This is a genomic window from Saccharothrix mutabilis subsp. mutabilis (assembly GCF_039521145.1).
Lineage (GTDB): Bacteria > Actinomycetota > Actinomycetes > Mycobacteriales > Pseudonocardiaceae > Actinosynnema > Actinosynnema mutabilis.
The window spans coordinates 91,071-113,456 of the sequence record NZ_BAAABU010000008.1 but is presented as its reverse complement, the minus strand read 5'-3'; the positions used below and the strand labels follow the sequence as shown (position 1 = coordinate 113,456).

Genomic DNA, 22,386 nt, shown 5'->3' with positions numbered 1-22,386 from the left:
AGTTCGTCGCCTAGCGGCGGCGCGACTTCCGGTCGTCCTTGATGTGACCCTTGAACGTGCGGGTCGGCGCGAACTCGCCGAGCTTGTGCCCGACCATCGCCTCCGTCACGAACACCGGCACGTGCTTGCGGCCGTCGTGCACCGCGATCGTGTGGCCCAGCATGTCGGGGATGATCGTCGACCGGCGGGACCAGGTCTTGATGACGGTCTTCTTGCCCGACTCGTTGAGGACGTCCACCTTCTTGAGCAGGTGGTCGTCGACGAAGGGGCCCTTCTTAAGGCTGCGTGGCATCCTTCACTCCCTCCCTGCTCAGCGCTTCTTACCGGTGCGACGACGCCGGACGATGAGCTTGTCGCTTGCCTTGCGGCGGCGGGTACGGCCTTCGGGCTTGCCGGCCGGGTTCACCGGGTGGCGACCACCGGAGGTCTTGCCCTCACCACCACCGTGCGGGTGGTCGACCGGGTTCATGGCGACACCACGCACCGTGGGCTTCTTGCCCTTCCAGCGCATGCGGCCGGCCTTGCCCCAGTTGATGTTCTGGTGCTCGGCGTTGCCGACCTCGCCGACCGTGGCGCGGCAGCGCACGTCCACGTTGCGGATTTCGCCCGAGGGCATCCGCAGCTGGGCGTACGGGCCGTCCTTGGCGACCAGCTGGACGCTGGCGCCGGCGGACCGGGCGATCTTCGCGCCGCCGCCGGGGCGGAGCTCGATCGCGTGCACGACGGTGCCGACCGGGATGTTGCGCAGCGGCAGGTTGTTGCCCGGCTTGATGTCGGCCTTGGGGCCGTTCTCGATCCGGTCACCCTGCTGCAGCTTCGCCGGCGCGATGATGTAGCGCTTCTCGCCGTCGGCGTAGTGCAGCAGCGCGATGCGCGCGGTGCGGTTGGGGTCGTACTCGATGTGCGCGACCTTGGCCGGCACGCCGTCCTTGTCGGTGCGGCGGAAGTCGATCAGGCGGTAGGCCCGCTTGTGGCCACCACCCTTGTGCCGCGTCGTGATCTTGCCCGACGCGTTGCGGCCACCGCGGCCGTGCAGCGGGCGGATCAGCGACTTCTCCGGGGTCGACCGAGTGATCTCGGCGAAGTCGGAGACGCTCGCACCGCGACGACCGGGGGTCGTCGGCTTGTACTTGCGAATGCCCATCTCTACGCAGTCCTCGTCGTCATCAGGCGGCCGGGCCGCCGAAGATCTCGATCGGCTTGCTCTCGGCGGACAGCGTCACGATCGCGCGCTTGGTGTCCTTGCGCTTGCCGAAGCCCGTGCGGGTGCGCTTGCGCTTGCCCTGCCGGTTGATCGTGTTGACGCTGACGACCTTGACGCCGAAGACCTTCTCCACGGCAATCTTGATCTGGGTCTTGTTCGCGCCGGGAGCCACCACGAAGGTGTACTTGTTCTCCTCCAGGAGCCCGTAGGACTTCTCGGAGATGACCGGCGCGAGCAGGATGTCCCTGTGGTCGGGGATCACTTCTCGTCCTCCACTTCGGACGAACCGGCGACCGCCTCGGCCGAGCCCTTGCCCTGCTGGGCCTTGCTCGCCAGGAACACGTCCAGAGCGTCCTTCGTGAACACCACGTCGTCGTTGACGAGCACGTCGTAGGTGTTCAGCTGGTCCGGGGCGATGATGTGCACGTGCGGCAGGTTCCGCAGGCTCACCCAAGACACCTCTTCGGTGCGCAGCAGCACGGCCAGCACGCGACGGGCCTCGGTCACCGACTCCAGGACCTTGCGGGCGGTCTTCGTCGACGGCTGGTCGCCGGAGACGAAACCGCTCACCACGTGGACCTGGCCGGCGCGCGCCCGGTCGGAGAGGGCACCGCGCAGGGCGGCGGCCTTCATCTTCTTGGGGGTGCGCTGGCTGTAGTCGCGCGGCACGGGGCCGTGGACGGTGCCACCGCCGGCGAACTGCGGCGCGCGGGTCGAGCCCTGGCGGGCGCGACCGGTGCCCTTCTGGCGGTACGGCTTCTTGCCACCACCGGACACCTCGCCGCGCGTCTTGGCCTTGTGCGTGCCCTGGCGGGCCGCGGCCTGCTGGGCGACGACGACCTGGTGCAGCAGCGCGACGTTGGCCTGCGCGTCGAAAACGGCCGCGGGCAGCTCGACGGAGCCGTCGGTCTTGCCGTCCGGGGTGCGGATCTCAACGGAAGTCATGATCAGGCACCACCCTTCGCAGCGGTCTTGACGAACACGGTGCCGCCCTTGGGGCCGGGAACCGCGCCCTTGATGAGCAGGAGGCCGGCTTCCGCGTCGACCTTGTGCACCTTGAGGTTCTGGATGGTCACGCGCACGTGGCCCATGCGACCCGCCATGCGCAGGCCCTTGAACACGCGGCCGGGCGTGGCGCAGCCACCGATGGAGCCGGGCGAGCGGTGCTTGCGCTGCGTGCCGTGGCTCGCGCCCAGACCGCCGAAGCCGTGCCGCTTCATGACACCCGCGGTGCCCTTGCCCTTGCTGGTGCCGACCACGTCGACCACCGCGCCGGTCTCGAAGACCTCTGCGGTGATCTCCTGGCCGACCGTGTACTCGGACGCGTCCGTGGTGCGCAGCTCCGCCAGGTGCCGGCGGGGCGTGACGCCCGCCTTGGCGAAGTGGCCCGCAACGGGCTTGTTGACCTTGCGCGGGTCGATCGCGCCGAAGGCCAGCTGCACGGCCGAGTAGCCGTCGTTCTCCTGGGTCCGAACCTGGGTGACCACGTTCGGCTCGGCCTTGACGACGGTCACCGGGACGACCCGGTTGTTCTCGTCGAAGACCTGGGTCATGCCGAGCTTGGTGCCCAGGAGGCCCTTAACCTGCCTGTCAGACATTGGTCTCGTTACTCTCCGCCCCAAAAGGGATCAACGCTGCCGCGTCCACGCTTACTGGATGTTGACGTCGACGCTCGCCGGCAGGTCGATGCGCATGAGCGCGTCCACCGTCTTCGGCGTCGGGTCGAGGATGTCGATCAGACGCTTGTGCGTGCGCATCTCGAAGTGCTCGCGCGAGTCCTTGTACTTGTGCGGCGAGCGGATGACGCAGTAAACGTTCTTCTCAGTGGGCAGCGGCACAGGCCCGACGACCCGAGCGCCGGTGCGCGTCACGGTCTCGACGATCTTGCGCGCGGACGCGTCGATCGCCTCGTGGTCGTAGGCCTTGAGCCGGATGCGGATCTTCTGTCCCGCCATGATGGCTTGCCGTTCCTCTGCTTCTCGTACCGCTGCGGTGCGGGCACCACGAGGCCACTGGGACCTTCCGGCGCGCTCCGCCCCCTATTAAGGACTGACACCGAGCGGTGTCACGGTGCCCGGTCCACGCGGTCGGGCGTGTCGCGCCCTTGGCCATAGACCGGTCCCACTGATGAAACCTGTGGGATTGTCAAGCTGGCTAACCCCGCTCGCACGGGGGCGGCCGGTTCGAGTCGAACTCGGCCGCCCCGTGACGAGCAACCCGTCAATGGTCGCACACCGGGGTGCGCAGGCCAAATCGGGGGTCGGTTTTTAGAGCCAGGTCACTTGATGATCTTGGTGACCGAGCCCGCGCCGACGGTGCGGCCACCCTCGCGGATGGCGAACCGCAGGCCCTCGTCCATGGCGATCGGCTGGATCAGCTTGACCGACATCGACGTGGTGTCGCCCGGCATGACCATCTCGGTGCCCTCGGGGAGGGTCACGACGCCGGTCACGTCGGTCGTCCGGAAGTAGAACTGCGGACGGTAGTTGTTGAAGAACGGCGTGTGGCGGCCACCCTCGTCCTTCGACAGGATGTAGACCTGCGCCTCGAACTCGGTGTGCGGGGTGGTGGTGCCCGGCTTCACGATGACCATGCCGCGCTCCACCTCCTCGCGCTTGATGCCGCGGAGCAGCAGGGCGGCGTTGTCGCCGGCCTGGCCCTCGTCGAGGAACTTCTTGAACATCTCGATCGAGGTGACAGTCGTCTTGCGCGACTGCTCCTTGATGCCGACGATCTCGACTTCCTCGTTGACCTTGATGATGCCGCGCTCGATGCGGCCGGTCACCACGGTGCCACGACCGGTGATGGTGAACACGTCCTCGACCGGCATCAGGAACGGCCGGTCGACCTCGCGCTCGGGCTCCGGGATGTTCTCGTCCACGGCGTCCATCAGGCCGAGGAGCTTCTCGCCCCACTCGGCGTCGCCCTCCAGCGCCTTGAGCGCGGAGACGCGGACCACCGGCAGGTCGTCACCCGGGAACTCGTACTCGGAGAGCAGCTCGCGGACCTCGAGCTCGACGAGCTCCAGGATCTCCTCGTCGTCCACCATGTCGGCCTTGTTCAGGGCCACCACGATGTAGGGCACACCGACCTGGCGGGCCAGGAGGACGTGCTCCTTGGTCTGCGGCATCGGGCCGTCGGTCGCCGCGACCACCAGGATGGCGCCGTCCATCTGCGCCGCACCGGTGATCATGTTCTTGATGTAGTCGGCGTGGCCGGGGCAGTCGACGTGCGCGTAGTGGCGCTTGTCGGTCTGGTACTCGATGTGCGCGATCGAGATGGTGATGCCGCGCTGCTTCTCCTCCGGCGCCTTGTCGATCTGGTCGAACGGCGTGAAGGGGTTGAGGTCCGGGTACTTGTCGTGCAGGACCTTGGAGATCGCCGCGGTCAGCGTCGTCTTGCCGTGGTCGATGTGACCGATGGTGCCGATGTTGACGTGCGGCTTCGTCCGCTCGAACTTCGCCTTCGCCACTGGATTGTCCTCCTGGACTTCTGTTGCTGTACCCGGCGGGCGAGTTGCCACCCGCCGGGCGTCACGTCAAGGGTTGTGCGGACCCCAGGGACGAGAGACCCCGGAGAGCCCGCGTGGTGCTGCGGTGCTCCGGTTGGGGTTACTCGCCCGTCGCCTTCGCGATGATCTCCTTGGCCACGTTCGCGGGAACCTCGGCGTAGGAGTCAAAGGTCATCGAGTAGTTCGCGCGACCCTGGGTCTTGGACCGCAGGTCGCCGACATACCCGAACATCTCCGACAGCGGGACCAGTGCCTTCACGACACGGGTGCCGCTGCGCTCCTCCATGGCCTGGATCTGGCCACGGCGGGAGTTCAAGTCGCCGATCACGTCGCCCATGTAGTCCTCGGGCGTGGTGACCTCGACGGCCATCAGCGGCTCCAGCAGCGCCGGGCTCGCCTGACGGGCGGCTTCCTTGAGCGCCATGGAGCCGGCGATCTTGAACGCCATTTCCGACGAGTCGACCTCGTGGTAGGCGCCGTCGAGCAGCGTCACCTTCACGCCGACCAGCGGGTAGCCCGCCAGCACGCCGTACTGCATGGCGTCCTGGGCGCCGGCGTCGACCGACGGGATGTACTCCCGCGGGATGCGACCACCGGTGACCGCGTTGACGAACTCGTAGAGCGCGCCGTCTTCCTGCTTCTCCAGCGGCTCCAGGTCGATGAGGACCTTCGCGAACTGGCCGGAGCCACCGGTCTGCTTCTTGTGGGTGTAGGAGTACTTCTCCACCTTGCGGCGGATGGTCTCCCGGTACGCCACCTGCGGCTTGCCGATGTTGGCCTCGACCTTGAACTCGCGGCGCATGCGGTCCACCAGGATGTCCAGGTGGAGCTCGCCCATGCCGGCGATGATGGTCTGGCCGGTCTCCTGGTCCAGGTTGACCCGGAAGGTCGGGTCCTCCTCGGCCAGCTTCTGGATCGCGGTGCCCAGCTTCTCCTGGTCGGCCTTCGTCTTGGGCTCGATCGCCACCTGGATGACCGGCTCGGGGAAGGTCATCGACTCCAGCACGATGGGGTGCTGCGGGTCGCAGAGCGTCTCACCGGTGGTCGTGTCCTTCAGACCGATCACGGCGTAGATGTGGCCCGCGATGGCCTCGTCGACCGGGTTCTCCTTGTTGGCGTGCATCTGGAAGATCTTCCCGATGCGCTCCTTGCGGTCCTTGGTCGAGTTGATGACCTGGGTACCGGAGGCGACCCGACCCGAGTAGACCCGGATGTAGGTCAGCTTGCCGAAGAACGGGTGCACGGCGATCTTGAACGCCAGCGCGGAGAACGGCTCGGTGCTCTCGGCCTTGCGGAACTCGGGGGTCTCGCCGTCCTGCAGCGTGCCCTCGACCGGCGGGAGGTCCAGCGGCGACGGCAGGTAGTCGATCACCGCGTCGAGCATGGGCTGCACGCCCTTGTTCTTGAACGCGGAACCGCACAGCACCGGGTAGGCCGTGCCCTCGGCGACGATCTTGCGGATGCCCGCCTTGATCTGCTCGACGGACAGCTCCTCACCGCCCAGGTACAGCTCCATGAGGGCGTCGTCGGTCTCGGCCACGGCCTCGACCAGCGCCTCGCGGTACTCCTGCGCCTTGTCCTGGAGGTCCGCGGGGATCTCCTCGACGGTGTAGTCCTCGCCCTTCTGGACCTCGCCGCGCCAGGTCAGCGCGCGCATCTCCACCAGGTCGACGACGCCGATGAAGTCGCTCTCCGCGCCGATCGGGATCTGGATCGGGAGCGGCTTCGCGCCCAGGCGCTCGGAGATGGTGCGGACGGTGAAGTAGAAGTCCGCGCCGAGCTTGTCCATCTTGTTGACGAAGCAGATGCGCGGGACGTCGTACTTGGTCGCCTGGCGCCAGACCTGCTCGGACTGGGGCTCGACGCCCTCCTTGCCGTCGAAGACGGCGACGGCGCCGTCGAGGACGCGGAGGTTGCGCTCCACCTCGACGGTGAAGTCGACGTGGCCGGGCGTGTCGATCAGGTTGATCTGGTGGTTCTTCCAGAAGCACGTCGTCGCGGCGGACGTGATCGTGATGCCGCGCTCCTGCTCCTGCTCCATCCAGTCCATCACGGCCGCGCCGTCGTGGACCTCGCCGATCTTGTAGCTGATCCCGGTGTAGAAGAGGATCCGCTCGGTCGTCGTGGTCTTGCCCGCGTCGATGTGGGCCATGATCCCGATGTTGCGGACCTTGGCCAGGTCGGTGAGCACGTCCTGTGCCACGGGTGTCTTCCCCTGTCTTGAGCTCGCAGGCTCACTAGGGCTGGGTGCGCCCGGCCGGGTCTCGGGTGCCGGCCGGGCGGTGAGTCACCAGCGGTAGTGGGCGAAGGCCTTGTTCGACTCGGCCATCTTGTGGGTGTCCTCGCGGCGCTTGACGCTCGCGCCCAGGCCGTTGCTCGCGTCGAGCAGCTCGTTCATCAGGCGCTCGATCATGGTCTTCTCACGGCGCTGCCGGGAGAAGCTGATCAGCCAGCGCAGCGCCAGCGTGGTCGCCCGACCGGGCTTGACCTCGACCGGCACCTGGTAGGTGGCGCCACCGACGCGGCGGCTCTTGACCTCCAGGGCGGGCTTGACGTTGTCCAGCGCGCGCTTGAGCGTGACGACCGGGTCGGTGCCGGTCTTGTCGCGGGCGCCTTCGAGGGCGCCGTACACGATCCGCTCGGCCACGGAGCGCTTGCCGTCGACCAGCACCTTGTTGATGAGCTGGGTCACCAGCGGAGAGCTGTAGACCGGGTCGGAGATCAACGGCCGCTTCGGGGCCGGTCCCTTGCGGGGCATCAGCTCTTCTCCTTCTTCGCGCCGTAGCGGCTGCGAGCCTGCTTGCGGTTCTTCACGCCCTGCGTGTCCAGGGAGCCGCGGATGATCTTGTAGCGGACACCGGGGAGGTCCTTCACACGACCGCCGCGCACGAGCACCATCGAGTGCTCCTGGAGGTTGTGGCCCTCACCCGGGATGTACGCCGTGACCTCGATGCCGGAGGTCAGCTTCACGCGGGCCACCTTGCGCAGCGCCGAGTTCGGCTTCTTGGGCGTGGTGGTGTAGACGCGGGTGCACACACCGCGCCGCTGCGGGCTGCCCTTGAGCGCCGCGGTCTTCTGCTTGGCGACCTTGTCCTGCCGGCCCTTGCGGACCAGCTGCTGGATCGTTGGCATACGCCGGCTGCTTCTTCCGTTCGCGTGCTCGTCGCGCGGGCGGCGAGCGCTGTTTACTTGGTCCCTCTCTGCACCCGAGGTCGGGCGTGTCGCGCCCCTGTGGCCGAAACCCGGGGGTGGAACACCGTTGACCCAAGGTCCGCAGGCGACATCCCAGGACGCCCCTACGTGTGGAGGTCACCGCGGCCGGCTTTCCAGCACGACTGGCGCGTAGGCACGCGGAGCGGCCCGACATGGGTCGGGCACGAGTACCAAAGATACCCCGCCCGCTTCCCACTGGTCAAAACGGGTGGGGTCGAGGGTTTGACGTGCCCGCCGAGCCGTGTCGACCTGCGGTTTTCCGGCCCGACCGGTGACCGCGCGCACACCCTCGCCGGGCGGTCCGCGCGTTGCGGGGACTTGTCCGGCGGGGCGTCTCCAGTGTAGAGGGGCGCGGTGCACACCGCTCTAGTGACCGCCATGGCCGCGCTGGTCGACCCCGTCGCCGAACCCGTGGTGCTCGCCGTGCGCGGGGACGTCGTGGTGGTGCGGGTCGGGGACGTGGTGTTGAAGGCGCACGAGAGCGGCACGGACGCCGCGCTGCTCGCCGCTCGGTGCAAGTTGGCCGGTGACCCACGATTGGGTGAACTTTTCCTGCCGCCCCTGCTGGGACCCGTTCCGGTGGAGGGCCGGCTGGTCACGGGGTGGCCGTTGGGGACGCCGGTGGAGCCCGGCGCGCCCGACGCGCTGCCGATGGAGGACGCCGGCCGGATGCTCGCCGCCCTGCACGCCTTCACCGCCGACGACTTCACCGCCGACGACTTCACCGCCGACGACTTCACCGCCGACGACTTCACCGCGGACGACTTCACCGCGGACGACTTCGGCGCGCTCCCGGTGGCCGGCGCGTGGGAGCGGTTGGAGCGGGCTGTGGCCCGGGTGCCCGCGGTCGAGGGCGCGGACCTCGTCCGGCGGGCGTTCGCGACCGTCGAGCCCATGCGGCCCGGCACGGTGCTCATCCACGGCGACTGGCACCTCGGGCAGCTCGTGGCGCGCGGCGGGTGGCGGTTGATCGACGTGGACGACCTCGGCGTCGGCGACCCGGCGTGGGACCTCGCCCGACCGGCGGCGCTGTTCGCGGCCGGGGTGCTCGAACCACGCGCGTGGTCGCGGCTGTTGGACGCCTACCTCGACGCGGGCGGCACGGGGATCGACCGGGACGACCCGTGGGCGGCGCTGGAGGGACCGGCGCGGGCGCTGGTCGTGCAGATGGCGGCGCGTGCCCTCGCGGCGGCGGAGCGTGACGGGACGGCGTTGGAGCCCGCGCAGGTCGCGTTGCTGGAGGCGTGCGAGCGCATCGCGTCCAGGCACGAACCCATGCCGCGCGGCTAATATCGCGCACAACGCACCGAGAGCAGGAGGCTCACACGATGCAGTGCCCCAAGTGCCATGCGAACATGCGGACTTTCGACCGCATGGGCGTACACATCGAGCAGTGCGACGGCTGCCGCGGAGTCTTCCTCGACTACGGCGAGCTGGAGGCCATCACGCGCCTGGAGGCCCAGATGCAGGCCCCGCCGCCCCCGCCGCCCGCCGCGCCGGCCCCGGCGCAGGTCCACTACGTCCAGCCGGTCCAGCCGGGCTGGGGCGCTCCCGCGCCGCACTACGGCCACGGCTACGGCCACCGCAAGCACCACGGCCTCGCGGGCCTGTTCTTCTCCTCCTGATCCCAGGAGCAGCCGCCTCCGTTGCGACTACCGAAAAATTGGGCGATACTCAGTAGTGGCTGAGGGAGGTCGCCATGTCGGTCGCAACGGAGGCTGCGCAGATCCGGGATTTGTTCGACCAGATCGAGGAGATCGAGGAGGTCGCCTCGACGCTGTCGGAGGACGACGAACGCCGCCACAAGCTCGACGGCGTGGTGGCCCGTGTGCTCCGAACGGCTCCCCCGGTCCGGCCCGTGGTCGCGGGTGAGCTGCTCGACCTGACCGAGAAGACCGTCAAGGCGTGGGCCCGCGAGGGTGTGCTGGCGATCCACAGCCAGGAGCCCCGCATGCTGCTCGACGCCGTCCGCCTGCACGAGGTGCTGCACGTCGTCTCCGAGTTGCGCCAGGCCGGCCGCACCCGCGGCCTGCTCGACGAGGTGCACCGCCGGTTGAGCGACCAGGCCCTGCTCGACCGCGACGACCTGGCCACGAGCCTGGCGCAGATGCACCGGGGTGAAGGACGCGTAGTCCGCAATCTTGATCAAGGTAGTTGAGACCCCGGTCGCGAGCCTCCAGGCCGCCGCCCTGCGCGGACCAGCCCGCCAGGCCTACGACCGCTTCCTGGACGAGCTGTCCCACCGCGGCTGCGCCGCCCTCGGGTACCGCGTGACCGGCCCCGAACCCCTCCCCCGCCTGTGCGTGAAGCACTTGCGCGGCACGGACCGCGTGGTCGTCGCCTTCCCCGAACCGGACACGGCGTGGGTCCTGCTGGTCGGCGCGCACGACGACGACCCGGGCCGCAACCTGTACGACGCCCTCTACGAACTGGCCGGCGTCCGCCCCCGCCTCAACGAGCGCCGCACGAAGCCCCCGTGCTGCTCCGACGGCACTCCCCCGTCCGCCGACGCGGACCTGGTGGACGACCTGGTCGCCCGAGCCCGAGCCCTGGCCAAGTCCCGCCGCCGCTGATCCCCGCGAGGCCGCGTCGGCCTGTCGCGCCGGCTTTCCCGCCGATCACGTCCTTCGATCGGCGGGAAACCCGGCGCGATGGGCCGACTTCCAGGCGGCCTCGCCCGCGACGCCGGAGGCGGCGCAATCCAACACAGCTCAGCCCGTCACCGGCAGGTGCCCTTCGACGGGAGTCGGACGCGGCGCCTTGCCCGGGGCGGACGGGGCCGGGGTGGTCGTGGACGGCTTCGTCGGCGTCGCGGACGGGGTGCTCGTCGGCACCGGGTTCTGCGCCTGCGCGCACGTCGCCGACGCGATGTCGATCTTCTGCAGGCCCGCCAGTTCGACGGACACCGCGACGACCGTCAGGGAGCCGTCGGCGGCGCGGGTCTGCTTGTTCAGCACCACCGACACCACGCCCGGCACCTGGACGCGGGTGTTCGGGCCCGGGTGCAGGTCCAGCGCGGTCGGGCCGGCCTTCGCGGCGGCCAGGGTGACGGCGCCCGCGCCGTCCACGCAGGTCGCGCTGATGACCTCGGCGGTCAGGGACGTCAGGTCGGACAGCTTCAGCAGGCCGAGCTGCGCCTTGAGGTCGGCGACGCTCGCCTTGGCGGACGTCGTGTCCACCTCGGTGTTCAGCACGCCGGCGGTGATGACCGGGGCCTTCGCGTCGGGCAGCGCGACCGAGGCGACCGAGGTCTGCCGGTAGCCCTTGGACCCGTCCAGCGCGGCCAGGGGCTCGACGGTGAGCAGGCCGGACGCGGACAGGGCGAACGCGGAGCTCGGGGCGCCGCCCGCCGCCTGCCGCTTGGCGACCTGGGCGTGCGCGGTGCCGGCGGTGGCGACGAGGAGGGCGGCGGTGACCAGGGCCGCGGTTCTCTTCATGGGGGATGTGCCTTTCACTTGACGATCACCACGGTCCCCAGCGGGAGGGTGAGGAGGAGGTCGAGCGCGTCGTCGGGGACGCGGATGCAGCCGTCGCTGCTCGCCGTGCCGAACGGGGTGTCGTCCGGCCAGCCGTGCAGGGCCACCGTGCCGGGGCCGCCGCCGAAGGTCTCGTGGCTGTCGGAGTGCGAGCCGAGCGGCAGGACGTACGGGCTGAACGTCGCCACGGTCTCCTTGATGGAGGCCATCACGTAGGTCCGGCCGGTGGGCGTGGGGTGCTGGGCACTGCCCGTGCCGACGGTCCACGTGCCGATCGAGCGGCCCTTCTCGGTGACGTCCATCCGGAACGCGGCCAGGTCCACGGTGACCAGGTAGTCGTTCTCGGCGCGTTCGAAGTCGTCGGAGCCGGTGAACACCCAGCCGGCGGACCGGTTGGGCCGGGACGGCAGCAGCACCTTGGACCAGCCGTCCCGCCGGTCGACCTCGGGCACCCACGTCGGCGAGCCGAGCTGGGTGGCGGGGAGCTTGGCGACGGCGCGCCCGTCCACGGCGTCGTAGACGGGCACGTCCTTCTTCGCCCGCAGGACCTGGCCCGCCGTGGGCGACGTGTCGTCGTCCCGCGGGAGGGCTTCGATCTTGGCGAACGTGGTGGCCTCGGGCAGCACGGCGAACGACTGCACGTCGACGGCCTGCGGCCGGGGCCGGGGGTTCGGTGGTGGTTCGGAGCCGGCGCACGAGGAGACGGCGAAGGCCGTCACCAGCGCGACCAGCAGCACACGAAACATCGTGGTTCCTGATCGGTCGAGGGTCCGATGGCGGCGGAGGTACCTCGAAGGTCGGCCGGATCACGGCCTGTGACGCATGATCACGTCGATCGGAAAGCTATCTACTTCCAAGTAGGTTGGACAAGAGGTCCACTCGCGCATCACCCGAATGCCGCAGCGTTCTTTACGACACCCATGCGCACGCGCTAATCCGACGAACAGACCTTTACCGGACTTGAACCATCCCGTTCGGACTGTCCACACGCACCACCCCGGCCACTGTGGACGCCGGCCGAGCCGCGCGCCATCAGACACGAAACGGCCCCTCGAAGCGGGAGGCTTCGAGGGGCCGTTCTGTTGCAGCGCTGTCAGCGGTAGTCGCGACCGAAGTCGTAGTCGTCGAGCGGGACCGCCGCGCCCGTGCCGGTGCCGAAGACGTCGGGCGTGTAGTACCCGTCGTCGTAGCTCGGGATGGCGTACGCCGCCGCCCGCGCCTCCTCGGTCGGCTGGACCTGGATGTTCCGGTACCGGTTGATGCCGGTGCCGGCCGGGATCAGCTTGCCGATGATCACGTTCTCCTTCAGGCCGATCAGCTTGTCCGACCGGCCGTTGATCGCGGCGTCGGTCAGGACACGCGTGGTCTCCTGGAAGGAGGCCGCCGACAGCCACGAGTCCGTGGCCAGCGACGCCTTCGTGATGCCCATCAGCACCGGGCGGCCGGCCGCCGGCTCGCCGCCCTCGGCCACGACCGCGCGGTTGCCCGACTCGAACTCCGCGCGCTCGACCAGCGAGCCCGGCAGGAACTCGGTGGCGCCCGAGTCGATGATCGTCACCCGGCGCAGCATCTGCCGGACGATGACCTCGATGTGCTTGTCGTGGATCGCCACACCCTGGGCCCGGTAGACCTTCTGGACCTCCTGCACCAGGTGCAGCTGGGCCTCGCGCGGACCCATGACGCGCAGCACCTCGTGCGGGTCGGGCGTGCCCTCCAGCAGCTGCTGGCCGACGTGCACGTGGTCGCCGTCCTGGAGCGGGCCGGTGGCGGTGTTGGCCAGGCGCTGGCGCTTCGAGAGCTTCTCGAAGACGATCTCCTCAGACCCGTCGTCCGGGATGAGGGTGATCTTCCAGAACCGGTCGCCGTCCTCGATGCGCACCCGGCCGTCGACGTCCGCGATGGGCGCCTTGCCCTTGGGCACCCGAGCCTCGAAGAGCTCCTGCACACGGGGCAGACCGGTGGTGATGTCGTCACCGGCGACACCACCCTGGTGGAAGGTGCGCATGGTCAGCTGCGTGCCCGGCTCACCGATCGACTGGGCGGCGACGATGCCGACGGCCTCGCCGACGTCGACCAGCTTGCCGGTCGCCATCGAGCGGCCGTAGCAGGACGCGCACACGCCGACCGCCGACTCGCAGGTCAGCACGGAGCGGACCTTGACCCGGGTCACGCCGTTCGCGACCAGCGTCTGCAGCGCCGGGTCGCCCAGGTCGTCACCGCGGTTGAGGACGATGTTGCCGTCCGCGTCGGTGATGTCCTCGGCGATGGTCCGGGCGTAGACCGAGGTCTGCGCGAACTCGTGCAGGACGACCTTGTCGCCCAGCCGCTCGCCGACCGTCATGTTCACGCCGCGGGTGGTGCCGCAGTCGATCTCGCGGATGATGACGTCCTGCGAGACGTCCACCAGACGACGGGTCAGGTAGCCCGAGTCGGCGGTGCGCAGAGCGGTGTCGGCCAGACCCTTGCGGGCGCCGTGCGTGGCGATGAAGTACTCCAGCACCGACAGGCCCTCGCGGAACGAGTTCTTGATCGGCCGCGGGATGTACTCGCCCTTCGGGTTGGTCACCAGACCACGCATGCCCGCCAGCGAGCGGACCTGGGTCATGTTGCCCGCCGCGCCGGACTTCACGATCATGCGGATCGAGTTGTCCTCGGGGAAGTTGGCCTCCATGACCTCGGCCACCTCTTCGGTCGCCTTGGTCCACACCTTGACCAGCTCGTTGTTGCGCTCCGCGTAGGAGAGCTGACCGCGCTGGTAGCGCTTCTCCACCGCGTCGGCGAGCTTCTCGTACTCGTCCAGGATGCCCTGCTTGGCCTCCGGCACGAGCACGTCGGAGATCGCGACGGTGACACCGGACCGGGTGGCCCAGTAGAAGCCCGCGTCCTTCAGCTTGTCCAGCGTCCGGGCGACGGTGACCATCGGGTACCGCTCGGCGAGGTCGTTGATGACCGTGGCCTGCCGCTTCTTGGGCATGACCTCGTTCAGGAACGGGTAGTCCTGCGGCAGGACCTCGTTGAACAGCACGCGGCCCAGGGTGGTCTCGGCCAGCCACGGCTGACCGGGCTCCCAGCCCTCCGGCTCCTGGCCCTTGGGCGGGTTCTTGTCCGCGATGCGGATCTTCACCATCGCCTGCAGGCCCAGGACCTTGCGGTCGAACGCCATCAGCGCCTCGGCCGGCGACGAGTACGCCTGGCCCTCGCCGATGTCGCCTTCCTTGTGCCGGGTCAGGTGGTACAGGCCGGTCACCATGTCCAAACGCGGCATGGCCAGCGGCTTGCCCGACGCGGGCGAGAGGATGTTGTTCGACGACAGCATCAGCACGCGCGCCTCGGCCTGCGCCTCGGCGGACAGCGGCAGGTGGACCGCCATCTGGTCACCGTCGAAGTCGGCGTTGAACGCCTCACAGACCAGCGGGTGCAGCTGGATGGCCTTGCCCTCGACCAGCTGCGGCTCGAAGGCCTGGATGCCCAGGCGGTGCAGCGTGGGCGCGCGGTTGAGCAGCACCGGGTGCTCGGTGATGACCTCTTCCAGCACGTCCCACACGGCGGGGCGGGCGCGCTCGACCATCCGCTTGGCGGACTTGATGTTCTGCGCGTGGTTGAGGTCGACCAGCCGCTTCATCACGAACGGCTTGAACAGCTCCAGCGCCATCTGCTTGGGCAGGCCGCACTGGTGCAGCTTGAGCTGCGGGCCGACCACGATGACCGAACGGCCGGAGTAGTCGACGCGCTTGCCGAGCAGGTTCTGGCGGAACCGGCCCTGCTTGCCCTTGAGCAGGTCGGACAGCGACTTCAGCGGCCGGTTGCCCGGACCGGTGACCGGACGGCCGCGGCGGCCGTTGTCGAACAGCGCGTCGACGGCCTCCTGGAGCATCCGCTTCTCGTTGTTGACGATGATCTCGGGCGCGCCGAGGTCGATCAGCCGCTTGAGGCGGTTGTTCCGGTTGATGACCCGGCGGTACAGGTCGTTCAGGTCGGAGGTCGCGAAGCGGCCACCGTCGAGCTGCACCATCGGGCGCAGGTCCGGCGGGATGACCGGGACGCAGTCCAGGACCATGCCCTGCGGGTTGTTGCGGGTCGCCTGGAACGCGGCGACGACCTTGAGGCGCTTGAGGGCGCGCAGCTTCTTCTGGCCCTTGCCGCTGCGGATGGTCTCGCGCAGCACCTCGGCCTCGGCGTCGACGTCGTAGTCACCCAGCAGCTTCTGGATGGCCTCCGCGCCCATGGCGCCGGTGAAGTAGTCGCCGTAGCGGTCGTAGAGCTCGCGGTAGAGCAGCTCGTCCGCGATGAGCTGGCCCTTCTCCAACTTGGTGAAGGTGGACCAGATCTCGTCGAGGCGGTCCAGCTCGCGCTGCGCGCGGTCGCGCAGCTGGCGCATCTCGCGCTCGCCGCCCTCCTTGACCTTGCGGCGCACGTCGGACTTGGCGCCCTCCGCCTCCAGCTCGGCCAGGTCGGCTTCCAGCTTCTGCGCCCGCGCCTCGACGTCGGCGTCGCGGCGGTTCTCGACGCGCTTGCGCTCGACCTGCATCTCGTTCTCAAGCGTCGGCAGGTCGTTGTGGCGCAGCTCGCCGTTCACGCCCACGATGACGTAGGCGGCGAAGTAGATGATCTTCTCAAGGTCCTTGGGGGCCAGGTCGAGCAGGTAGCCCAACCGGCTCGGGACGCCCTTGAAGTACCAGATGTGCGTGACCGGGGCGGCCAGTTCGATGTGGCCCATCCGCTCGCGGCGCACCTTGGCGCGGGTCACCTCGACGCCGCAGCGCTCGCAGATGATGCCCTTGAACCGGACGCGCTTGTACTTGCCGCAGTAGCACTCCCAGTCCCGGGTGGGACCGAAGATCTTCTCGCAGAACAAGCCGTCCTTCTCCGGCTTGAGCGTGCGGTAGTTGATGGTCTCGGGCTTCTTGACCTCGCCGTAGGACCACTGGCGGATGTCGTCCGCGGTCGCGAGACCGATGCGGAGCTCATCGAAGAAGTTGACGTCGAGCACGTCTACTCTCTTCCCCTTTTGAATCGGTTGCCCTGCGAAGGGCGTGGCTCAGGAGCTGGTGGCGGGGCCGGGCGGGGATGCGGGAGGCGTCCCCCGCCCGACCGGCGAGGTGTCTAGTTGACGACGTCGTCCACGGACGGCGACTCGGACCGCGACAGGTTGATGCCGAGGTTCGCCGCCGCGCGTTCGAGGTCTTCGTCGTCGCCGTCGCGCATCTCGATCGCGGCGCCGTCCGAGGACAGCACCTCGACGTTGAGGCACAGCGACTGCAGCTCCTTGAGCAGCACCTTGAAGGACTCCGGGATGCCCGGCTCCGGGATGTTCTCGCCCTTGACGATGGCCTCGTAGACCTTCACGCGGCCGAGCACGTCGTCGGACTTGATGGTGAGCAGCTCCTGCAGCGTGTAGGCCGCGCCGTAGGCCTGCATCGCCCAGCACTCCATCTCACCGAAGCGCTGGCCACCGAACTGCGCCTTACCGCCCAGCGGCTGCTGGGTGATCATCGAGTACGGGCCGGTGGAGCGGGCGTGGATCTTGTCGTCCACCAGGTGCAGCAGCTTCAGGATGTACATGTAGCCGACCGACACCGGGAACGGGTACGGCTCGCCGCTGCGGCCGTCGAACAGCTGCGCCTTGCCGTTCTCCTTGACCATCCGCTCACCGTCGCGGTTCGGGATGGTGGAGCCGAGCAGACCGGTGATCTCGTCCTCGCGGGCGCCGTCGAAGACCGGGGTGGCGGTCTTCGTGCCGGGCTCGACCTCGTACAGCTCGGCGGGCAGGTTCTTCGCCCAGTCCGGGTCGCCGTTGATGCTCCAGCCCTGCTTGGCGATCCACCCGAGGTGGGTCTCCAGCACCTGGCCGATGTTCATACGACGCGGCACGCCGTGCGTGTTCAGCACGATGTCCACCGGGGTGCCGTCCTCCAGGAACGGCATGTCCTCGACGGGGAGGATCTTGCCGATGACGCCCTTGTTGCCGTGGCGGCCGGCGAGCTTGTCGCCGTCCTGGATCTTGCGCTTCTGGGCCACGTAGACGCGGACCAGCTCGTTGACGCCCGGGGGCAGCTCGTCGTCGTCCTCGCGGGAGAACACGCGGATGCCGATGACCTTGCCGTACTCGCCGTGCGGCACCTTCAGGGACGTGTCGCGCACCTCGCGGGCCTTCTCGCCGAAGATCGCGCGCAGCAGGCGCTCCTCGGGGGTCAGCTCGGTCTCGCCCTTGGGTGTGACCTTGCCGACCAGGATGTCGCCCGGCTGGACCTCGGCGCCGATGCGGATGATGCCCCGCTCGTCCAGGTCCGCCAGGACCTCCTCGGAGACGTTCGGGATGTCCCGGGTGATCTCCTCGGCGCCCAGCTTGGTGTCCCGCGCGTCGATCTCGTGCTCCTCGATGTGGATCGAGGTCAGGACGTCGTCCTGCACGAGGCGCTGCGACAGGATGATCGCGTCCTCGTAGTTGTGGCCCTCCCACGGCATGATCGCGACGAGCAGGTTCTTGCCCAGCGCCATCTCGCCGTTCTCGGTGCACGGGCCGTCGGCCAGGACCTGGCCCTCCTGCACCCGGTCGCCCTCGTTGACGATGGGCTTCTGGTTGATGCAGGTGCCCTGGTTCGAGCGGCGGAACTTGTGCAGGCCGTAGGTCTGCCGCGAGCCGTCGTCGGCCATGACCGTGACGTAGTCGGCGGAGATCTCCTCGACCACACCGGTCTTCTTGGCCACCACGACGTCGCCGGCGTCGACCGCGGCGCGCAGCTCCATGCCGGTGCCGACCAGCGGCGACTCGGAGCGGAGCAGCGGCACGGCCTGGCGCTGCATGTTCGCGCCCATCAGGGCGCGGTTGGCGTCGTCGTGCTCCAGGAACGGGATCATGGCGGTCGCCGCCGACACCATCTGGCGCGGGGAGACGTCCATGTAGTCGACGTCGCGCGGGTCGATCTGCTCGACCTCGCCGCCCTTCTTGCGGACCAGGACGCGGTCCTCCAGGAAGTTGCCCTCGTCGTCGATCTTCGCGTTGGCCTGCGCCTTGACGAAGCGGTCCTCCTCGTCCGCGGTCAGGTAGTCGATCTGGTCGGTGACCCGGCCGTCGACGACCTTGCGGTACGGCGTCTCGATGAAGCCGAACGGGTTGACCCGCCCGTAGGAGGACAGCGAGCCGATCAGGCCGATGTTCGGGCCTTCCGGCGTCTCGATCGGGCACATGCGGCCGTAGTGCGACGGGTGGACGTCGCGGACCTCCATGCCGGCCCGCTCACGGGACAGACCACCCGGGCCCAGCGCCGACAGGCGGCGCTTGTGGGTCAGACCCGCCAGCGGGTTGGTCTGGTCCATGAACTGCGACAGCTGGGAGGTGCCGAAGAACTCCTTGATCGCCGCCACGACCGGGCGGATGTTGATCAGGGTCTGCGGCGTGATGGCCTCGACGTCCTGGGTCGTCATGCGCTCGCGCACGACGCGCTCCATGCGGGACAGGCCGACCCGGATCTGGTTCTGGATCAGCTCGCCGACGGTGCGCAGGCGGCGGTTGCCGAAGTGGTCGATGTCGTCGACCTCGACCGGCACCTCGGTCTCGCCCGGCTGCATGGTGGTCTCACCGGCGTGCAGGCGGACCAGGTACTCGATCGTCGTGACGATGTCGTCCTCGGTCAGGACGCCCGTGGCGATCGGGATGTCCAGGCCCAGCTTCTTGTTGACCTTGTAGCGGCCGACCTTGGCCAGGTCGTAGCGCTTGTCCTTGAAGAACAGGTTCTCCAGCAGCGCCTGCGCGGACTCCTTCGTCGGCGGCTCGCCCGGACGCAGCTTCCGGTAGATGTCGAGCAACGCCTCGTCGGTGCCGGCGGTGTGGTCCTTTTCGAGCGTGGTGAGCAGCGTCTCGGAGAAGGAGAACCGCTCCCGGATCTGCTCGGTGGTCCAGCCCAGCGCCTTGAGCAGCACCGTGACGGGCTGCCGGCGCTTGCGGTCGATGCGGACGCCGACGGTGTCGCGCTTGTCGACGTCGAACTCCAGCCAGGCACCCCGCGAAGGGATGATCTTGACGCTGAAGACGTCCTTGTCGGTCGTCTTGTCGATCGCGGTGTCGAAGTAGACACCCGGCGACCGGACGAGCTGGGACACGACGACCCGCTCGGTGCCGTTGATGATGAACGTGCCCTTGTCCGTCATCATCGGGAAGTCACCCATGAACACCGTCTGGCTCTTGATCTCGCCGGTGGTGTGGTTGGTGAACTCCGCCGTGACGAACAGCGGGGCCGCGTACGTCATGTCCTTGTCCTTGCACTCCTCGGTCGAGGCCTTGACCTCGTCGAAGCGCGGGTCGGAGAAGGAAAGCGACATCGAGCCGGAGAAGTCCTCGATGGGCGAGATCTCGTTCAAGACCTCTTCGAGACCGCTGGTGGGGGTCTCGTCACCCTCGTCGACGCGGCGCTGGAACCACGCCTCGTCGCCGGTGAGCCATTCGAAGGACTGGATCTGGAGGTCCAGCAGGTTGGGCGTCTGCAGCGGCTCGTGGATCTTCGCGAATGAGACTCGCTTCGGCGCTCCGGGAATCCCCGACGTGGAGTTGGTCGCAGCAGTGGCCTTGGTCGCGCGAGAGATCGCCAAGATGCGTCCTTCCAGGGACAGGTAGCTGGCTAGCAGCGGACTAGCACGGCTGTCAAGGGTGCGGCGATGCCCGGCAATCCAGCTCTCGGCGAAGGGCAAACGGAAAGAGGGCAGCGCAAAGGGGCAGTCTAGCCACGCGCACGCCAACTGTCGAGAGGCACCTGGAAGGACCTTCCTCGTCTTCACCGACAGAGTGACCCCGCCGACGCCGTCAGTCAAGATGCCACGCGGCGATCACTCGCGTGGCGCAAGCGGGGTTCACGCCGGGTTACCGCCCTGACCTGCGGAATTACACAGTTGTGGGCGGGGGTGAACTGTTGGCTGGTCTTTGTCGCCCTTCGGGAAGGCCCGCCGATTCCGTTCAGTCACCGGCGAAAAGTGTGACGGAGATCACTGTACTACGCCGTTGCGAGCGGCGGTTTCGACGGGTCCCGAACCCCTGACCGATGATCATGAAGGTAGCGCACACGCTCAGCGACCGTGCGGCTACCCCCGGTCTGCGCCCGCCCGGAATTGTCGGTGCCGCGTGCGATCATGGAGTCGGGGGCCGGCGGCCACGGCCGAGCGCTTCGGCGGGCGTTCCGGGCGGGCGTTTCGGGCGGGGGCGCGGGGGTACCAGAGCGGGCAACGGCGAAGGGCAGCGGCGAGTCGGGACAGGGCTCGCGGCGGTGCGGGGCGGCGGTGCAGGGCGGGGCGGGGCTGCGGGCCGGCGGGGCTGCGGGCCGGCGGTGCGGGGCGGGGCTGCGGGCTGAGCGGGGCTCGCGGCGGCAGGACGGGGCGAACCCGGCGACAGCGGCGGCGGGGAGCCTCGGCGGGCAGGGCGCGGTGGGCAGCGTCGGCAAGCGCCTGAGGGGGCGGCGTGCCTCGCGGAGGGACCCGCTACCGGGCGTGCTCGGTCAGTTGCACTTCGCCAGGGCGGCGGACTGGTCGGCTGCCGCGCCGAACATCTCCATGTTGTCCACCTTCCAGCGCCCGTCGACCTTCTGCGCGCCCGCCCGCATCATCGCGATGCCGCCGCCGCTCTGGTTGTCCGTCGTCCGGGTCGTGACCTGGTCCAGGAACAGCAGCACGGTCGCCCGGTCGCCGTCCAGGCTCGTCACGCCGGTCGACACGGCCTTCACCGTCACCACCAGCTTCTGCTCCGGCGCGAGCGTCTTCACCGGCCCGAAGATCGCGTTGTACTGGCACTTCGCCCTGCCGACCAGCAGCTCGTTCGCCGCCTTCTCGGTCCCGGACACGTCCGCGAAGTTGTACGAGAACGACTTCTCGACCGCCTCGCGCACCTGCCCCGCCACCTCGGTCGTGCCGGCGCTGTCCACCAGGGCCTGGTTGTACTTCACGTCCCCGGACCGCGTCTGGAACCACACGCCCAACCCCACCAGCACCGCCGCCACCACGACCAGCGCGATCGGCAGCACCACGCCACCGCGCTCGACGGGTTCCGCGTCAGCGACCTTGAGGCGCGACCGGCGGGGCTCGTCGGCGGACGTCGGCACCGGCGCACCGGAGCGCTTCCGGCGACCGGTCGGGCGGGGACCGGACGCACTCGACCCGCGCTCGGCCCCCAGGGCACCCGACCCGCGCTCGGCACCGGAACCGGAGTCGGCGGGCGGGGCCGGGTCGGTGGTGCCCTCGGGGACCGCGTCCACGAAAGGCGACGGCTCCAGCTCCTCCGCGCCGTCGACAGCGCGATCGACACCGCGATCGACACCGCGATCAACCGCCGGGTCGACAGCCGGGTCGACAGCGGGGTCAACCGCGGGGTCGACCGCGTCAGAAGACGACGGCGGGGCGTCCTGGCGCTTGCGGAGGCCGGCAACCTTCGGGCGGCCCGTCGGGGTGGACGGGACGGGGCGGCGGCGTGACGGGGGCACGAGTCGTTCCTATCCTCAGGCGCCGCCGGCCGCGACCGGGCCGAGCGCGTTGAGCTTCCAGCCGGCGTCGGTGCGGGTCAGGGCGGTCTGGTAGCGGTTGACCTTCTTGACCGGCTGGCCGCCCTCCGGCGTCACCGTCGTCTCGACCACGGCGATCAGGCGGGCCTTGCCCGCGCGCGAGTCCAGCTCCGTCACGGCCGCGTCCAGCACCCGGCTCACCGTCACGGTCTTGGCGTCCTCGATCTGCTTCTTGCGCTCCGCGCGGCCGTTCTCGATCTCGGTGCGCAGCTCGCCGGTGGCGGAGTCGACCCACCGGTTCAGGTCGTCGTCGACCTTCTTGTAGTCCAGGGTCGTGAAGTTCGCGATGCCGACCTGGCCCACCCGCAGCACCTCCTCCCGCTCCCGGGCGAACGCCGCCGAGTCGTTCGTGGAGGCGCCCCACCAGGACACGCCCGCCCAGGTGGCGTACCCGGCGGCGAGCACGGCCAGCACGGCCGCGATCGGCAGGAAGAAACGTCGCAC

The 22,386-nt window shown here is 69.1% G+C and carries 20 protein-coding genes; 4 read left to right on the top strand and 16 right to left on the bottom strand.

Annotated features, from left to right (window positions below):
- Positions 1–10 precede the first annotated feature (10 nt).
- The 10 genes from rpsS to rpsL all read right to left on the bottom strand — a co-directional run bounded on the left by rpsS (position 11) and on the right by rpsL (position 7,847).
- Positions 11–292: a 30S ribosomal protein S19 gene (rpsS, locus tag ABD126_RS19795; protein ID WP_015105260.1), complete on the bottom strand. Its 282-nt coding sequence runs from the start codon at positions 290–292 to the stop codon at positions 11–13.
- Positions 293–310: 18 nt separating this feature from the next.
- Positions 311–1,144: a 50S ribosomal protein L2 gene (rplB, locus tag ABD126_RS19790; RefSeq protein WP_343935348.1), complete on the bottom strand. Its 834-nt coding sequence runs from the start codon at positions 1,142–1,144 to the stop codon at positions 311–313.
- A gap of 22 nt (positions 1,145–1,166) precedes the next feature.
- On the bottom strand, positions 1,167–1,466 hold the full coding sequence (rplW, locus tag ABD126_RS19785; RefSeq protein ID WP_121009862.1) for a 50S ribosomal protein L23: 300 nt from the start codon (positions 1,464–1,466) through the stop codon (positions 1,167–1,169).
- Positions 1,463–2,149, bottom strand: coding sequence for a 50S ribosomal protein L4 (gene rplD, locus ABD126_RS19780; protein ID WP_343935347.1), 687 nt, complete (start codon positions 2,147–2,149; stop codon positions 1,463–1,465). Before rplD ends, rplW begins: the two co-directional genes overlap by 4 nt.
- A 2-nt stretch (positions 2,150–2,151) precedes the next feature.
- Positions 2,152–2,802 carry a 50S ribosomal protein L3 gene (gene rplC / locus ABD126_RS19775; protein WP_343935346.1) on the bottom strand — a complete coding sequence of 217 codons (651 nt, stop codon included), beginning with the start codon at positions 2,800–2,802 and terminating at the stop codon, positions 2,152–2,154.
- A 51-nt stretch (positions 2,803–2,853) separates the two neighbouring features.
- Complete coding sequence (rpsJ, locus tag ABD126_RS19770) at positions 2,854–3,159, bottom strand: 30S ribosomal protein S10 (RefSeq protein ID WP_003938093.1); 306 nt, start codon at positions 3,157–3,159, stop codon at positions 2,854–2,856.
- Positions 3,160–3,482: 323 nt separating this feature from the next.
- Positions 3,483–4,676 (bottom strand): elongation factor Tu, encoded by a 1,194-nt coding sequence (gene tuf, locus ABD126_RS19765; RefSeq protein ID WP_121224896.1) that lies wholly within the window; start codon positions 4,674–4,676, stop codon positions 3,483–3,485.
- A gap of 139 nt (positions 4,677–4,815) precedes the next feature.
- The gene (gene fusA / locus ABD126_RS19760) at positions 4,816–6,918 is read right to left on the bottom strand and encodes an elongation factor G (RefSeq protein WP_343935345.1); all 2,103 of its coding nucleotides are present in this window, start codon (positions 6,916–6,918) and stop codon (positions 4,816–4,818) included.
- Between the two features lie 84 nt (positions 6,919–7,002).
- Positions 7,003–7,473 (bottom strand): 30S ribosomal protein S7, encoded by a 471-nt coding sequence (gene rpsG, locus ABD126_RS19755; RefSeq protein ID WP_337728372.1) that lies wholly within the window; start codon positions 7,471–7,473, stop codon positions 7,003–7,005.
- Complete coding sequence (rpsL, locus tag ABD126_RS19750) at positions 7,473–7,847, bottom strand: 30S ribosomal protein S12 (protein ID WP_030473471.1); 375 nt, start codon at positions 7,845–7,847, stop codon at positions 7,473–7,475. The genes rpsG and rpsL overlap by 1 nt, the downstream gene beginning before the upstream one ends.
- A 459-nt stretch (positions 7,848–8,306) precedes the next feature.
- Here rpsL and ABD126_RS19745 point away from each other — a divergent pair, with 459 nt between their 5' ends.
- The 4 genes from ABD126_RS19745 (at position 8,307) to ABD126_RS19730 (ending at position 10,501) form a co-directional block, all read left to right on the top strand.
- Positions 8,307–9,218, top strand: coding sequence for a phosphotransferase family protein (locus ABD126_RS19745; RefSeq protein WP_343935344.1), 912 nt, complete (start codon positions 8,307–8,309; stop codon positions 9,216–9,218).
- A gap of 38 nt (positions 9,219–9,256) precedes the next feature.
- Complete coding sequence (locus tag ABD126_RS19740) at positions 9,257–9,553, top strand: TFIIB-type zinc ribbon-containing protein (protein WP_343935343.1); 297 nt, start codon at positions 9,257–9,259, stop codon at positions 9,551–9,553.
- A gap of 74 nt (positions 9,554–9,627) precedes the next feature.
- Positions 9,628–10,086 carry a hypothetical protein gene (locus ABD126_RS19735; RefSeq protein WP_343935342.1) on the top strand — a complete coding sequence of 153 codons (459 nt, stop codon included), beginning with the start codon at positions 9,628–9,630 and terminating at the stop codon, positions 10,084–10,086.
- Positions 10,070–10,501: a hypothetical protein gene (locus ABD126_RS19730; protein WP_309117934.1), complete on the top strand. Its 432-nt coding sequence runs from the start codon at positions 10,070–10,072 to the stop codon at positions 10,499–10,501. The genes ABD126_RS19735 and ABD126_RS19730 overlap by 17 nt, the downstream gene beginning before the upstream one ends.
- Positions 10,502–10,639: 138 nt before the next feature.
- Here the strand turns inward: ABD126_RS19730 and ABD126_RS19725 are convergent, their stop codons facing one another.
- The 6 genes from ABD126_RS19725 to ABD126_RS19700 all read right to left on the bottom strand — a co-directional run bounded on the left by ABD126_RS19725 (position 10,640) and on the right by ABD126_RS19700 (position 22,386).
- A complete protein-coding gene (locus ABD126_RS19725) occupies positions 10,640–11,365 on the bottom strand; it encodes a choice-of-anchor P family protein (RefSeq protein ID WP_343935341.1) in 726 nt (241 codons plus the stop codon).
- A gap of 14 nt (positions 11,366–11,379) precedes the next feature.
- Complete coding sequence (locus ABD126_RS19720; protein WP_343935340.1) at positions 11,380–12,150, bottom strand: L,D-transpeptidase; 771 nt, start codon at positions 12,148–12,150, stop codon at positions 11,380–11,382.
- Between the two features lie 347 nt (positions 12,151–12,497).
- The gene (locus ABD126_RS19715) at positions 12,498–16,394 is read right to left on the bottom strand and encodes a DNA-directed RNA polymerase subunit beta' (protein WP_343935339.1); all 3,897 of its coding nucleotides are present in this window, start codon (positions 16,392–16,394) and stop codon (positions 12,498–12,500) included.
- 113 nt (positions 16,395–16,507) lie between these two features.
- Positions 16,508–19,990: a DNA-directed RNA polymerase subunit beta gene (gene rpoB, locus ABD126_RS19710; protein ID WP_343935338.1), complete on the bottom strand. Its 3,483-nt coding sequence runs from the start codon at positions 19,988–19,990 to the stop codon at positions 16,508–16,510.
- Positions 19,991–20,886: 896 nt separating this feature from the next.
- Positions 20,887–21,639 (bottom strand): hypothetical protein, encoded by a 753-nt coding sequence (locus ABD126_RS19705; RefSeq protein WP_343935337.1) that lies wholly within the window; start codon positions 21,637–21,639, stop codon positions 20,887–20,889.
- 240 nt (positions 21,640–21,879) lie between these two features.
- Complete coding sequence (locus ABD126_RS19700; RefSeq protein WP_343935336.1) at positions 21,880–22,386, bottom strand: hypothetical protein; 507 nt, start codon at positions 22,384–22,386, stop codon at positions 21,880–21,882.

What these genes read in the sequence shown, in the direction of transcription:
- rpsS (WP_015105260.1), bottom strand. Translation starts at nt 292, where the DNA reads ATGCCACGCAGCCTTAAGAAGGGCCCCTTCGTCGACGACCACCTGCTC.
- rplB (WP_343935348.1), bottom strand. Translation starts at nt 1,144, where the DNA reads ATGGGCATTCGCAAGTACAAGCCGACGACCCCCGGTCGTCGCGGTGCG.
- rplD (WP_343935347.1), bottom strand. Translation starts at nt 2,149, where the DNA reads ATGACTTCCGTTGAGATCCGCACCCCGGACGGCAAGACCGACGGCTCC.
- rplC (WP_343935346.1), bottom strand. Translation starts at nt 2,802, where the DNA reads ATGTCTGACAGGCAGGTTAAGGGCCTCCTGGGCACCAAGCTCGGCATG.
- rpsJ (WP_003938093.1), bottom strand. Translation starts at nt 3,159, where the DNA reads ATGGCGGGACAGAAGATCCGCATCCGGCTCAAGGCCTACGACCACGAG.
- rpsG (WP_337728372.1), bottom strand. Translation starts at nt 7,473, where the DNA reads ATGCCCCGCAAGGGACCGGCCCCGAAGCGGCCGTTGATCTCCGACCCG.
- rpsL (WP_030473471.1), bottom strand. Translation starts at nt 7,847, where the DNA reads ATGCCAACGATCCAGCAGCTGGTCCGCAAGGGCCGGCAGGACAAGGTC.
- ABD126_RS19745 (WP_343935344.1), top strand. Translation starts at nt 8,307, where the DNA reads ATGGCCGCGCTGGTCGACCCCGTCGCCGAACCCGTGGTGCTCGCCGTG.
- ABD126_RS19740 (WP_343935343.1), top strand. Translation starts at nt 9,257, where the DNA reads ATGCAGTGCCCCAAGTGCCATGCGAACATGCGGACTTTCGACCGCATG.
- ABD126_RS19735 (WP_343935342.1), top strand. Translation starts at nt 9,628, where the DNA reads ATGTCGGTCGCAACGGAGGCTGCGCAGATCCGGGATTTGTTCGACCAG.
- ABD126_RS19725 (WP_343935341.1), bottom strand. Translation starts at nt 11,365, where the DNA reads ATGAAGAGAACCGCGGCCCTGGTCACCGCCGCCCTCCTCGTCGCCACC.
- ABD126_RS19720 (WP_343935340.1), bottom strand. Translation starts at nt 12,150, where the DNA reads ATGTTTCGTGTGCTGCTGGTCGCGCTGGTGACGGCCTTCGCCGTCTCC.